Origin of the sequence: Pantanalinema rosaneae CENA516 (assembly GCF_050753385.1) — a bacterium.
GTDB lineage: Bacteria > Cyanobacteriota > Cyanobacteriia > Leptolyngbyales > Leptolyngbyaceae > Pantanalinema > Pantanalinema rosaneae.
This window is the reverse complement of the sequence record NZ_JBLZFZ010000040.1, coordinates 46,373-61,027: the sequence shown is the minus strand read 5'-3', so window position 1 is coordinate 61,027 and position 14,655 is coordinate 46,373. Positions and strand designations below refer to the sequence as shown.

Sequence of the window (14,655 nt, the reverse complement as noted above, 5' to 3'; positions counted from 1 at the left end):
AGATGTGTATAAGAGACAGACCCAAGTCCTCCCTCCCTCCCCCATGACCGCCGTTCTCTGTGGTCGATCGCGGATTGGTCACTTTGAAGGGGTGGCGACGATCGTCACCAAATTATTGAATCTAGTCCAGCCCGATCGAGCGTATTTTGGACAAAAGGATGCCCAGCAATTAGCGATTATTCGGCGGTTCGTAGCGGACTTGAATTTGCCTGTGGAAATCGTTGGTTGCCCGATCGTGCGAGAACCGAGTGGGTTGGCCTTAAGTTCACGCAATCAATATTTAACGACTGAACAACGGAGTCAAGCGGCTATACTCTACAGAGGGCTAAAACGGGCTGAAGTCGCGTTCCAGGCAGGTGAACGTCTGAGCCATGAATTAATCAGCTTGGTCAAGGCTGAATTGGCAACGGTCGCAGAGATTGCCCCAGAGTATGTTGAGTTAGTAGATCCCACCACAATGCAACCCTTAGAAACTGTCGAAGATACTGGCTTGCTGGCTGTTGCTGCTCGTCTAGGTTCCACCCGTTTGATTGATAATGTGCTGCTGTCCCATCGCCAACCGATCGTCGCGATCGATGGGCCGGCGGGGGCGGGTAAGTCTACTGTGGCTCGGCTAGTTGCCCAACACCTGGGACTGTTGTATCTGGATACGGGAGCCATGTATCGCGCCTTGACCTGGTTAGTCTTGCAATCGGGGATCGCCGTGGATGATGAACCAGGAGTGGCGGAGTTGGTTAGCCAGTGCGAAATTGATCTGCAACGGCAGGATGAACTGTCCGGTGATGGGACTCGCTCCTCTTTTAAAGTGTGGATTAACGGACAGGAGGTGACTCAGCAGATCCGGAATCTCGATGTGACGGCTAACGTCTCCGCGATCGCGGCTCAACCATCGGTACGGCAGGAATTAGTCCACCAACAACGGCGTTATGGACGACACGGCGGCATCGTGATTGAAGGACGGGATATTGGCACCAATGTATTTCCCGATGCTGAACTGAAGATTTATTTAACCGCTTCTGTGCAGGAACGGGCGCGTCGTCGCCAGTTAGATCTGAAGAATCAGGGTAAGGGCGATATTAGCCTCGATCAACTGGAACAAACGATTTTTGAGCGCGATCGCAAAGATAGCACCCGCACTCTCGCGCCCCTGAGAAAAGCCGTAGACGCAATCGAACTGCAAACAGACAATTACACGATCGCGGAAGTGGTTGAGCAAATCGTTCAACTCTACCAACGAGTCACTGAAGCTTAATCAGCAACTCCTTGATTAATTGATTAAAAAAGGGGCGGTTTATATCGCCCCTTGATCAGTTCGATTACTTCACAGGAGTTAGTTCCCGTTCAGCTCCCGTTTCTGGGTTCGCTTCGGGGGTATCTTTCTCCGATGGTGGAACAACTTGCCAGAATTTCGGCAGGTACTCAGACCAGTTTGCCAGAATGGTTTTTGCCTTCTGACTCCCGGTGCGATCGGCGTGAGCAGCAATCAATTCCTTCAGTTGTTGTTCACCCGCCGGGGCAAGCACCCGCTGAAGTTGGACAATTTCCGGATTGACTTTTTCCGGGAAGTTACCATCTTCATCCAGGAAGTAGGCTAAACCACCCGTCATCCCGGCTCCAACATTGCGTCCAGCCCGACCCAGGACAACGACAGTTCCACCCGTCATATACTCGCAGCAGTGATCCCCAACCCCTTCTACAACCGCTTGGGCTTGGGAGTTCCGCACCGCGAATCGTTCGCCAGCTTGTCCGTAGGCATACAAGCTACCGCCCGTTGCTCCATACAGACAGGTGTTGCCAATAATCACATTCTGGGATGGATCATAAGTAACACTGGCAGGTGGAATCACAGCAATCTCGCCGCCATGCATCCCTTTCCCCAGGTAGTCATTCGCTTCTCCCTGGAGGTTTAAGGTAATTCCCGGCAGGTTAAACGCCCCAAAGCTTTGTCCCGCACTACCCTGGCAATTGAGAGTAATGTGTCCGCCGAAGCCACTGTTGCCGTACTGTTGGGCGATCGCACCAGCGATTCTGGCTCCAAATGTGCGATCGGTATTCACCACATTGACTGTTTTAGTCACATGGGTCTGATTCTGAATCGCTGCCTGAATCTCAGGATCATTCAGCAGATCATCATCTAAAACAGGTCCGTTGCTATGAACAGTTTCATGCTGGAGCCAAGAGCGATCGCTGCGAGTATCCGGTAACTGAATCAGACAATCGAGGTTCAGCCCTTGGGTTTTCGTCAAGCTCACGTCTTCTCGCATGGTCAGCAGATCGGCACGACCCACAATCTCATTGATGGAACGATAGCCTAGTTTGGCTAACAGCGATCGAGCTTCTTCGGCAATAAAGAAGAAGAAGTTAACCACATGCTCAGGAATGCCGCTAAACCGCTTTCGCAGTTCTTCCTTCTGGCTGGCGACCCCAACGGGGCAATTATTGGTGTGGCAAATCCGCGCCATAATGCAACCTTCGGCAATCATGGCGATCGAGCCGAAGCCGAATTCTTCGCCGCCCATTAAGGCAGCCATCACCACATCCCAGCCAGTTTTGATCCCACCATCGACCCGCAGCAGCACCCGATCGCGGAGTTGATTTTGCATCAGAACCCGATGAACTTCCGTTAGTCCCAATTCCCAGGGCCCGCCCGCATGTTTGATCGAACTGAGGGGAGATGCCCCCGTCCCACCATCATGTCCCGAAATCTGGATAATATCGGCATTCGCTTTAGCCACCCCAGCCGCGATCGTGCCGATGCCGACTTCGGCGACTAATTTCACGGAAACCTGGGCTTTGGGATTGATTTGATGCAGGTCAAAGATCAGTTGAGCCAGATCTTCGATCGAGTAAATATCGTGGTGCGGCGGTGGCGAAATCAGTGTTACCCCCGGTTTGGAGCGCCGTAACATGGCAATGTAAGGGCTAACTTTCGGTCCTGGCAGTTGTCCCCCTTCACCGGGTTTCGCCCCTTGGGCTACTTTAATCTCGATCTGCTTAGCGCTCATCAAGTATTCCGGGGTCACCCCAAACCGACCCGAAGCTACCTGCTTAATGGCTGAACTGGCGGTATCCCCGTTCCGGAGTCCTTTCAAGTGGGGCAATAAGGGAGAACGCCCTTCAGTATCCACATCATCCAGAATGCGGAAGCGGACGGGATCTTCACCGCCTTCCCCAGAGTTAGAGCGCCCCCCAATCCGGTTCATCGCGATCGCCAATACTTCATGAGCTTCCCGCGATAAGGCTCCTAGTGACATCCCACCCGTACAGAACCGCTTGACGATTTCAGAGGCAGGTTCAACGTCTTCTAACGAAATCGAGGGGCGATCGCTCTTAAAGGTGAGTAAATCCCGTAAAGCCGTCAAAGGACGATTGTGCAGGTACTTCTGATATAGCGCGTAGTGATCCTGGTTTTTGTCTGCCACCGCTTTATGCAGGTACTTCGCCATTTCTGGGCTATTCATGTGGTACTCGCCACCCGGACGGTAATTGACAAAGCCGTAGTTCTCCAGCTTCTTCAAGGTCAATTCGGGGAAAGCGCGGCTATGGAACGACAGGATCTCATGGGCTAAGTCTGCGATCGTTAAGCCACCTAATCGAGAGGCTGTACCAAAAAAGCCCAGTTGCAGCAGATCCGAACCAATCCCGATCGCTTCAAAGATTTGGGCACCATGATAGCTCGCCAGCAGTGAGATCCCCATCTTCGAGAGGATTTTGAGTAACCCATCTTCGATTGCCTTGCGGAAGTTAGCCTGAGCGGTTTCCAACGTGATCGCCTTGAGTTTGCCCCGCTCCATGAAGCTCTGAGTTTTGGCATCCGACCACCATTGCCGCACCGTTTCTAATGCCAGGTAAGGACAAACCGCACTGGCACCATAGCCAATCAGGCAGGCAAAATGATGTGTACTCCAGCATTGGGCGGTGTCTACCACCAGAGACGCTTTCATCCGTAAGCCTTCGCGGATCAGGTGATGGTGAACTGCTCCGACCGCCAGTAGAGGCGGAATATAACTGACCTCTGCACTTAGATCCAGTGGCGACCCATGTCCAATGCGATCGCTGAGAATCAGAATTTTCTGTCCGGCTCGCACTGCACTGGCTGCCTGCTGACACAGGTTGTTGACCGCCTGTTTAAGTCCATCGGGACCCTGAGTAATCTCAAATAAGGTGGAAAGGGTGGCTGTAGCGAATTCCGATTGCCGCATCCAGGCAAGTTCCGCTTCTCCTAACACAGGCGAATCTAGCTTCAGCAAATGCGCTCCCGCCGCCGTCTCTTCTAGCAAGTTGCCGCGATCGCCCAATTGCATCGTCAGCGACATCACTAATTTCTCCCGCAGGGGATCGATCGCGGGGTTCGTCACCTGGGCAAACCGCTGCTTGAAGTAGTCATAGAGCAGACGCGGCTTGGTAGAAAGGATCGCTAACGGGATATCATCGCCCATACAGAAGGTCGGCTCTTTGCCCTGTGCCCCCATCTCCTGAATGATCATTTCCACATCTTCCGCCGTGTAGCCAAAAGCGGTTTGATACCGTAATAGGTTTTCTGAAGAAATTGGACTCTCAGGGGCGATAAACGGTAACCGCTCTAAGCTGGCACGATTTTCCTGCACCCATTGCCCATAGGGTTTTTCCTGGGCGACTCGTTGTTTAATCTCCCAGTTCTTTAAAACTTCGTGGGTCTGGAGGTTGACCAGCACCATTTGACCGGGCCCTAACCGCCCTTTCTCAATAATGTCGGCTTCGGCAACATCCACGATCCCAGTTTCTGAACCAACGATGACATAGCCATCCCGTGTCACACTAAACCGCGCCGGACGCAGACCATTGCGATCGAGGGTTGCCCCCACCACATTGCCATCGCTAAACACGATCAGGGCGGGCCCATCCCAAGCTTCCTGAATGCCACTGTGGTACTCGTAAAAATCGGTGATCTCGGGATAATTCTTGAGAGCGGGTTGGTTCTGGTATGCCTCTGGCACTAGCATCATCAGGGCTTCGTGGGGAGTCCGACCGGAATGGACTAAGAGTTCCAAAACGTTGTCCAGGTTCGCCGAGTCACTGTTGTCAGCATTGACGATCGGCTTCAGCTCCTTTAAGCGATCGCCCCAATTGGGATGGGATAAATCGGCTTGCCGCGCCATCATCCAGTTAATGTTGCCCAGCAAGGTATTAATCTCGCCATTGTGACCGAGTAGCCGCATCGGTTGGGCAAGCGGCCACTTGGGCATGGTGTTGGTACTAAAGCGGCGGTGGTAAACGGCAAACACACTCTTGTAAGCCGGATCATGCAGATCGGCATAAAAGTCCCCCAGCACCGCCGATCGCACCATGCCTTTGTAAATAATCGTGCGATGGGAGAGGGAACAGAAATACAGATCTGCCAGCGTTGGATAGTTCGATTGCTGAGCCTGGGTTCTGGCAGCTTGCTCGATCCGCTTCCGGACTAAATAGAGGTGGCGTTCTAACTCTTCCCCTTGCCAGGATGCAGCTTGAATGAATACCTGTTCAATCTGGGGTTGATTTTCCTTCGCCTGTACCCCTAATTTTTCGGGATGCACTGGCACCACCCGCCAGCCTAAAACGGTCATGCCCTCTTCGGTGGCAATTCGTTCGACTAACTGACGTGCGATCGCCGCCACTTCAGCTTCTTGCGGCAGAAACACCATACCAACCCCAATGCGATCGACTTCAGGAGCGCTGATCCCCTGAGTCGTGAACCAGGGTGTGAACAATTCCCAGGGAATTGCCGTCATCAAACCAGCCCCATCTCCAGAATCCTGGTCAGCACTACACCCCCCGCGATGCTCCATACAAGTCAAGGCTGGTAGTGCTTTTTCAATCAGCTCATGGGTCGCCCGCCCCTGTAAATCCGCAATAAACCCGACCCCACAGGCATCTCGTTCCTCGACCAACCATCGTTGACCCGCGTACCCTGTATCTGAACTTGAATTGAACGGTGTGTCCTGATTCACTGTTGTTTTACCCATGAGATGACTGGTGTGATCGATTGCTGAAGACAGTGCCTACAAGCGTCTAAAGACTGGCTCTCTTACCTCTGCTGTTTAAAACAGGTGATTCAATGCGCTCCTCAGGACAACGAGATACCAGTGTCATAAGGAAACCAGGAGCCGGTTATGCGCTATTGCCAGACTGGTAAATCCCAATTTCTTGCCGAGCTACCCCTAAAAGTGATGGATACCTGCGCTAGCTGATTGAACGTTACTTCAGTCAATCCAGCGAAACTTTGGGAATGGCTGACTCGACAACCAAGAGTTCTAAAGCAGTAGAGATATGAATCTTAATAAAAAAAGTCCTACTCTGACAATCCCTGATCCCAACGGGATAAATCTTGAAAATGACTGACCTACCATCCTCTTAGGGCTGGCTGAAATTAGCGATAGCCAGTCAAACATGATGGTTTGATTACAATCCAACCCGGGTAAGAACCGAATGCTACCAAACAAGCATGATTTCCAGGCGGAAATGCAGTTCATAATGAGCTACTTCTATTGTGTCAAAGAATTTAGACGAGGGGTGGTGCCGATGGGAGGGATAGGTGCTTGGCTGACGATCGTCGGTAAGCGATCGCCAAAGTTACTAACCTGGCAACTATATAGCCCTGTATTGTTGCTGGCACTGGTTATGATCACGGGCATAGAACAGGGATTGAGCAACGTGACGATCACCCAAACTCAACCGTCGGTTACGGCTCAAGTTCTCCCATCGCCTCGTGCCACTCCCCAGGGGGCTCAGATCGTGCTGAATGGTCGGACGTTGCCCGTCAACTGGATGCAGTGGCAGGCGACGACGGGTAGCCCCCTGCGGACGGGAATTAGTGATATGGGCTTGATGCAAGCGATCGGCATCGACCTGCTGAATACCGAAGATGCCACCAAACAGCCGGTGCAATGGTTTTCGCCGCTAACGACCAACTCACAAACCTTGCCAACGCGATTTGCCAATGGGTTTCGCTACCTCGATATTACGGATTTGGCGCAGCAAGTGGGGTGGCGAATGCAGGTAAGTGGTAACACCTTGCAAATTACCAGTCCCGCCGCCAAAGTTCTGGCATTGCGTCAAGGCAAACAACCCTGGGGCGATCGCTTAGTTTTGGATCTCGATCGTGCGGCTCCCTGGCAGGTGGATCCCCAAGCTCAAGAAGTAATTCTGACGGTGGACGCTCAAATTGCTCCCACAGTTTTGCAAGCATTTCGAGCGAGTGCTGGAAATCTAGTGCAGTCCGTGAAGTTGGAATCGGCAACGAATCAAACTCGCATCCGTTTAGGAGTGCCTGCTGGATTACGCCCCCGGGTCTGGACACTAGCGGCTCCCAATCGCATCATTATTGATGTTCGTCCCGATGCTTTGGTGGAACGATCGCTCCTATGGTCGCCCGGATTACGGTGGCGGCAGCAACTGGTCACCTTAGGAGCCGATCGGTTTCCCGTGGTGTGGCTAGAAGTGAATCCCCGTCAGCCCGGATTAAGTGTGCGTCCGATCCTACCGAATCCAACCACGATGACGGGAACGGCTCCACTGCTGCAAACAGCCCGACAGAACCAGGTAGCCGCCGCCATTAATGGAGGCTTTTTCAATCGCAATAATCAACTCCCCCTGGGAGCCGTGCGCCGGGACGATCGCTGGTTCTCAGGCCCAATTCTGAACCGAGGCGCGATCGCCTGGAACGCCGCCGGAGAAACCAAGTTCGATCGGCTGACCTTACAGGAGACGGTGATCACCACCACAGGACAACGCTTGCCGTTAACCCATCTCAACAGTGGTTATGTGCAGGCGGGGATTGCCCGCTATACCCCTGACTGGGGGGCGACGTACCTACCCATGACGGACAATGAAATCCTGATCACCGTTCAGGGCAACCGAGTCGTGGGTCAGCAGACGATCGCCAAAGCTGGCAGTCCTCCAATTCCGGTTCCGGCGGATGGTTACTTATTAGTGCTGCGATCGAATCAGAGTGCAGCGAGCGCTTTTATCCCAGGTAGCCTATTGACCCTGGAAAGTACCACGAATCCACCCGATTTTGCCCGTTATCCTCATATCGTGGCGGCGGGTCCCCTGTTACTGCAAAACCGCCAGGTTGTCTTGAATGCCCAAGCCGAGCAATTTAGTAATGCCTTCACGATCGAAAAAGCAGTTCGGAGTGCGATCGGTCGAATGGCGAATGGCAATCTCCTGATTGTAACGGCGCATCATCGGTTGGGTGGAGCCGGTGCCACGTTGACGGAAATGGCTCAACTGATGCAGCAGTTAGGCGCGATCGATGCAGTCAATCTCGATGGTGGCAGTTCGACGACGCTGTATCTAGGTGGGCAAATCCTCGATCGTCCAGCTCGGACAGCCGCCAGGGTCCATAACGGTATTGGTATTTTTATCCAACCTTAGTGAAATCACGGAGATTATCCCAGCGATCGTGGATACCAGCTACTAAACTGTCTACTCCATCTAGAGGCTTGGGGCAGGTCATTTATCGTTGTTTACAGAGGGTTGCTGCCATAGAAATAGCCTGGATGGTCTGTGGAGACTATCCTTTATCGAGGAATAAAGGTTTGGTGAAGCCGCAAGATTACAGAGGAAGATTCAATGTGAATTCGGTTAATCTTGGTTCGTTCATGCTGACATCGGCTGAGCGAGATTTGTTATGGTTAGCGTCGAGATCCCTCTTGCTGACGATCGCTCCCATAGCCCCTTGCTGATTTAACCGTTGCATCTGCCATCCCTTCTCAGTTTTTTATCCAGGAGAAAATATCGTGGTTCAAGCTCAGGAAATCCAGCCAGTTTCTAGCTCTCCATTACAACCTTCCCCGCATAAAGGTGTGGCAGCAACGGAATTACGCCCCTGGGGATCGTTCACGGTACTCGAAGAAGGACGGGGATATAAAATTAAGCGGATTGAAGTCAAGCCCGGACATCGGCTCAGCCTGCAAATGCATCACCACCGCAGCGAACACTGGATTGTGGTGTCGGGTACCGCTAAAGTGCTGTGTGGAGAAGGAGAGCATATTCTCAACAGTAATCAGTCTACTTATGTGCCACAATGCACTCCCCATCGGCTGGAAAATCCTGGTGTGATTCCTTTAGTGCTGATTGAAGTGCAAAACGGTGAATATTTAGGGGAAGACGATATCATCCGGTTTCAAGATGATTACGCCCGGACTAATGCCTAACTGCTCGCTCGAAATGGCATCTTGATCGTCAGTAAGGAGTCCGCTCAGTTGTAGGATTGAACTGGCGTGATAACTCAATAATGATTCGATCATGATTCAGCTTAGTCCCGCAGCCGCCAACGAAGTAAAACGCCTCAAGTCCAAGCGTCACGACAGTCAGTTGTGCCTGCGTTTAGGGGTGCAGTCTAGTGGTTGTTCTGGCTTTTCCTATGCTATGGGGTTAGATCACCAAGTCCGAACTGACGATCGGGTGTATGAGAGTGGTGGAATTCAAATCGTGGTCGATGATGCTAGCCTGAACTATTTGGACGGATTGCTAATTGATTACTCAGAGGATTTGATGGGGGGAGGGTTTCGCTTCCACAATCCCAATGCCGGACAAACCTGTGGTTGTGGCAATTCCTTCTCACTCCGTCAGTCGTCGGTTTAACGTTTGGTCGTCACCTTAACGTTGTGAATTGAATCAATCGGCAATCTATACGGGCCGGTTTAGCCGAATCAATCCCTCTCCTCCAAAGCTATTAGCTGCCAAAACCCGTCCCTACCAAAACTCGAACTGATTGAATTCCCATTCCCTGCGCAGCGGATAGATTCACTTCCCAAGGAGGCTATCCGCTGTTGCGTTGTGACGGTTGTGGTGACAGTACTGAATCACTTGATTGACATTTCAGCTTCTGAGTTGATACAATTGGCATTTGGAAAAATTAGTCGGAATTACTCGCACACTCCCCAACATGCCCACTATCCAGCAACTCATTCGTAGTGAACGCCAAAAAACTCTAAAGAAAACCAAATCTCCCGCTTTAAAGAGTTGCCCTCAGCGTCGTGGTGTTTGCACAAGGGTTTACACTACAACTCCCAAAAAGCCTAATTCTGCTTTAAGAAAGGTTGCCCGGGTTCGGTTAACCTCCGGTTTTGAGGTAACGGCTTACATTCCCGGTATCGGTCATAATTTGCAGGAACACTCTGTTGTGATGATTCGGGGTGGACGTGTGAAAGATCTGCCCGGTGTTCGCTACCATATTATCCGAGGCACTCTTGATACGGCTGGCGTGAAGGATCGTAAGCAAGGTCGCTCTAAGTATGGAGCGAAGCGTCCTAAAGCAAAAGCTTAAGCTGTTTAACGGATCAAGCTAGTACATTTTCACTCTGGGCTGCCGCTTCTATAGTCACGCCAGTTCTGAAATCTGTCATAATGCCAAGTTTCAGGGTGTTGTCGTGGCTCACACTGCTGTCTAGGCTTGTTTCTAGTTAAGTTTTTCGTTGTCATTTGTTCTAAACACTATCTTCCTGTTCTGTAACATCCAAAAGGCTGACTATGTCCCGTCGTACTGTTATCCAAAAGCGCCCTGTTCCTCCTGATCCGGTTTATAATTCTCGCCTTGTCAGCATGATGGTACGGCGGATTATGCGGAGTGGTAAAAAATCACTCGCGAATCGCATCATTTATGATGCCTTTGAAACCATCAAGCAACGGACTGGCACAGATCCGATCGAAGTATTTGAACGGGCTGTGAAGAATGCAACACCGCTCGTTGAGGTGAAGGCACGTCGGGTAGGGGGCGCTACCTATCAAGTTCCGGTTGAAGTGCGTTCAGATCGTGGTACTGCCTTAGCCCTACGGTGGCTGATTCAGTTTTCGCGGCAGCGGGCAGGTCGGACGATGGCAGGTAAGTTAGCCAACGAACTGATGGATGCAGCGAACGAGACAGGAAGTGCGATTCGTAAGCGGGAAGAGACCCACCGGATGGCAGAAGCAAACAAGGCGTTTGCCCACTATCGCTACTAAGCTCGTAGTCAGTTTGCAGAGATTCAGTCTGTAGGACGATTTCTGAGCAGAACATTTTTTTGGTTTAATAGTCCCGCGCTGTTGACTCAGACGGGTGCTGGGTTTTGAAATGCCAGTCTGGCTGGCGGATGGCTAGGGAGTGAGTGCTCGTCCCTCTATGGCAATCAAAAAAGTATAAAATCTTAACAGAGCAGTAACGCAATAACTATTGCGGCAGAGACTAAGGAGGTAGTTGTGCCACGTACTGTCCCGCTCGAATTAGTTAGAAATATCGGGATTGCCGCTCACATTGATGCTGGCAAAACAACAACAACAGAGCGGATTCTGTTTTATTCTGGCGTGGTTCACAAAATTGGTGAAGTCCACGAGGGAACTGCTACTACGGATTGGATGGAGCAGGAGCGGGAGCGAGGCATTACCATTACCGCTGCCGCGATTAGTACCTCATGGACTCGTCGGGATCCATCGAATCCAACCAAGCCACTAGCTGGAGAGCCGGAGTACAAGATTAATATCATTGATACTCCAGGGCACGTAGACTTCACGATCGAGGTAGAACGCTCCATGCGAGTGCTAGATGGCGTAATTGCTGTCTTTTGCTCGGTGGGTGGAGTTCAACCTCAGTCTGAAACGGTATGGCGGCAAGCCGATCGCTATAGCGTTCCTCGGATCGTCTTTGTCAATAAGATGGATCGAACCGGGGCGAATTTCTACAAGGTCTATGGGCAAATCCGCGATCGCTTGCGGGCGAATGCTGTGCCGATCCAACTGCCGATTGGTAGCGAAGATCAACTGCGTGGGATTGTCGATCTCGTTCGGATGAAGGCTTACATCTACAAGAATGATATCGGTACAGATATTCAGGAAGCAGACATTCCTGAGGATGTACAGGAGCAAGCCGAAGAGTTTCGCCTCAAGCTGGTGGAATCCGTAGCTGAAACCGATGATGCCTTGATGGAGAAATACCTGGAAGGCGAAGATCTGACTGAGGCTGAAATTAAAGCAGCACTGCGTAAAGGGACGATTGATGGCTCGATCGTGCCGATGCTGTGTGGCTCTGCCTTCAAAAACAAGGGTGTCCAGTTGGTGCTGGATGCGGTGATTGATTACCTACCCTCTCCATTAGATGTTCCAGCCATTCAAGGCACTTTATCGGATGGTAGCTCTACCGAGCGCCAAGCCGATGATGAAGCCCCGCTCTCGGCTCTGGCATTTAAGGTGATGTCAGATAAGTTTGTGGGTCGCCTCACCTTCGTGCGAGTGTACTCCGGGGTGTTGAAGAAAGGCACTTATGTTCTGAATTCAACTAAGAACAAAAAAGAGCGGGTTTCCCGGTTAATTGTGTTGAAAGCAGACGATCGGATTGATGTCGAAGAGTTGCGGGCAGGGGATTTGGGTGCTATCCCAGGTCTATCGAATACCCTCACAGGAGATACCCTCTGTGCTGAAGACTCTCCGGTGATTCTGGAATCGCTATTTATTCCAGAACCTGTGATCTCGGTAGCCGTGGAACCGAAGACGAAGCAGGATATGGAGAAACTCTCCAAGGCACTGCAAGCGTTATCTGAGGAAGATCCAACGTTCCGAGTCAGTGTCGATGCGGAGACGAACCAAACGGTGATTGCTGGGATGGGTGAACTTCACCTGGAAATCCTGGTCGATCGCATGTTGCGGGAGTTTAAAGTTGAAGCGAATGTCGGTGCTCCTCAGGTCGCTTACCGGGAAACCGTGCGTAAGCCAGTTCGTACCGAAGGTAAGTTTGTTCGTCAGAGTGGTGGTAAGGGGCAGTACGGTCACGTGGTGATTGAACTAGAACCCGGTGAGCCTGGTAGTGGGTTCGAGTTTGTCTCTAAAATTGTTGGTGGTGCTGTTCCTAAGGAATATATCTCTCCGGCTGAACAAGGGATGAGAGAAGCCTGTGAGTCTGGCATTTTAGCTGGCTATCCAGTGATTGATGTCAAAGCCACATTGGTGGATGGCTCGTACCACGAAGTAGACTCTTCAGAAATGGCATTCAAGATTGCTGGATCAATGGCGATTAAGAATGCTGTGATGAAAGCATCTCCTGTCTTGCTAGAGCCGATGATGAAAGTTGAGGTGGAAGTTCCGGATGATTTCATTGGGAACGTCATTGGTGACCTGAACTCTCGTCGGGGTCAAATTGAAGGACAGGATAATGAGGGTGGAATTGCCAAAGTAACTGCAAAGGTTCCATTGGCAAAGATGTTTGGATATGCTACAGATATCCGAACCAAGACCCAGGGTCGGGGAATCTTCTCGATGGAGTTTAGCAACTACGACGAGGTGCCCCGTAGCGAGGCCGAAGCAATCATCGCTAAAAGTAAAGGGAACGCATAATCAGGAAAAGGAACGCATAACTCATGGCACGTGCAAAGTTTGAACGGACTAAACCTCACGTCAACATTGGTACCATCGGTCACGTTGACCATGGTAAAACGACACTCACGGCTGCCATTACCATGACCCTGGCTGCCCTGGGTCAGGCGGCGGCTAAAAAGTATGATGAAATTGATGCTGCACCGGAAGAAAAGGCTCGTGGTATCACCATCAATACGGCTCACGTAGAATATGAAACGGCTGAGCGTCACTATGCTCACGTTGATTGCCCCGGACACGCTGACTATGTGAAGAACATGATCACGGGTGCGGCTCAAATGGACGGTGCCATTCTGGTGGTGTCGGCCGCCGATGGTCCGATGCCTCAAACGCGGGAACACATTCTGCTGGCTAGACAGGTTGGTGTACCCAGGCTTGTTGTCTTCTTAAACAAGAAAGACATGGTCGATGATGACGAACTGCTAGAACTGGTGGAACTGGAAGTGCGTGAACTTCTCAGTTCCTACGAGTTCCCTGGCGATGATATCCCGATCGTGGCTGGTTCTGCTCTGCAAGCTCTGGAAGCTATGGTGGCTAATCCCAAGTTGAAGCGGGGCGAAAATGAGTGGGTTGATGCGATCTACCAACTCATGGATGAAGTGGATGCTTACATCCCCACGCCTGAACGGGAAGTTGACAAGCCGTTCCTGATGGCAGTTGAAGACGTGTTCTCGATTACGGGTCGGGGAACGGTAGCAACGGGTCGGATTGAGCGGGGTTCTGTCAAGCTCAACGACAAGATTGAGATCGTTGGCATTCGCCCGACTCGTGAAACGGTGGTTACCGGGATCGAGATGTTCAAGAAGAGCTTGGAAGAAGGGATGGCGGGTGATAACGCTGGCATCCTGATGCGGGGGATTCAAAAGGCGGATATTGAGCGGGGCATGGTATTGGCGAAGCCCGGTTCCATTACCCCTCATACCAAGTTTGAATCTGAGGTGTACATTCTCAAGAAAGAGGAAGGTGGTCGCCACACTCCGTTCTTCCCCGGCTACAAGCCTCAATTCTATGTGCGTACCACCGATGTGACAGGTACCATCAGCGACTTCACGGCAGATGATGGTTCTGCTGCCGAAATGGTGATGCCCGGTGACCGGATTAAGATGACTGTGGAACTGATCAACCCGATCGCGATTGAGCAAGGAATGCGCTTTGCAATTCGTGAAGGTGGTCGTACCGTTGGTGCCGGTGTCGTTGCTAAGATCCTGAAGTAGTTCCCGTTTCTGTCTATTAGCGGCTCAATCTTGCTTGTTAATAGCGGTAGGGCTTAAGAATATTTGGCTTGGCTCA

9 protein-coding genes are annotated in these 14,655 nt (G+C 51.5%); 8 read left to right on the top strand and 1 reads right to left on the bottom strand.

The window, feature by feature from the left end:
- A partial coding sequence (locus tag ACN4EK_RS21225; RefSeq protein ID WP_431660197.1) for a bifunctional pantoate--beta-alanine ligase/(d)CMP kinase occupies positions 1-1,252 on the top strand: 1,252 nt, incomplete at its 5' end.
- Positions 1,253-1,316: 64 nt separating this feature from the next.
- Here ACN4EK_RS21225 and ACN4EK_RS21220 read toward each other — a convergent pair.
- A complete protein-coding gene (locus tag ACN4EK_RS21220; protein ID WP_431660196.1) occupies positions 1,317-5,984 on the bottom strand; it encodes a glutamate synthase-related protein in 4,668 nt (1,555 codons plus the stop codon).
- A 508-nt stretch (positions 5,985-6,492) separates the two neighbouring features.
- On the opposite strand from ACN4EK_RS21220, the gene ACN4EK_RS21215 reads away from it, so the two are divergent.
- The 7 genes from ACN4EK_RS21215 (at position 6,493) to tuf (ending at position 14,579) form a co-directional block, all read left to right on the top strand.
- The gene (locus tag ACN4EK_RS21215) at positions 6,493-8,397 is read left to right on the top strand and encodes a phosphodiester glycosidase family protein (RefSeq protein ID WP_431660195.1); all 1,905 of its coding nucleotides are present in this window, start codon (positions 6,493-6,495) and stop codon (positions 8,395-8,397) included.
- A 365-nt stretch (positions 8,398-8,762) separates the two neighbouring features.
- Positions 8,763-9,179, top strand: coding sequence for a phosphomannose isomerase type II C-terminal cupin domain (locus tag ACN4EK_RS21210; protein WP_431660194.1), 417 nt, complete (start codon positions 8,763-8,765; stop codon positions 9,177-9,179).
- Between the two features lie 91 nt (positions 9,180-9,270).
- On the top strand, positions 9,271-9,609 hold the full coding sequence (locus ACN4EK_RS21205; protein ID WP_431660193.1) for a HesB/IscA family protein: 339 nt from the start codon (positions 9,271-9,273) through the stop codon (positions 9,607-9,609).
- A 304-nt stretch (positions 9,610-9,913) separates the two neighbouring features.
- Positions 9,914-10,294: a 30S ribosomal protein S12 gene (gene rpsL, locus ACN4EK_RS21200; RefSeq protein WP_431660192.1), complete on the top strand. Its 381-nt coding sequence runs from the start codon at positions 9,914-9,916 to the stop codon at positions 10,292-10,294.
- Between the two features lie 203 nt (positions 10,295-10,497).
- Positions 10,498-10,968: a 30S ribosomal protein S7 gene (rpsG, locus tag ACN4EK_RS21195; protein ID WP_431660191.1), complete on the top strand. Its 471-nt coding sequence runs from the start codon at positions 10,498-10,500 to the stop codon at positions 10,966-10,968.
- 234 nt (positions 10,969-11,202) lie between these two features.
- Positions 11,203-13,326, top strand: a complete 2,124-nt coding sequence (gene fusA, locus ACN4EK_RS21190; RefSeq protein ID WP_431660190.1) for an elongation factor G — start codon at positions 11,203-11,205, stop codon at positions 13,324-13,326.
- Positions 13,327-13,349: 23 nt separating this feature from the next.
- The gene (gene tuf / locus ACN4EK_RS21185) at positions 13,350-14,579 is read left to right on the top strand and encodes an elongation factor Tu (protein WP_431660189.1); all 1,230 of its coding nucleotides are present in this window, start codon (positions 13,350-13,352) and stop codon (positions 14,577-14,579) included.
- Positions 14,580-14,655 lie beyond the last annotated feature (76 nt).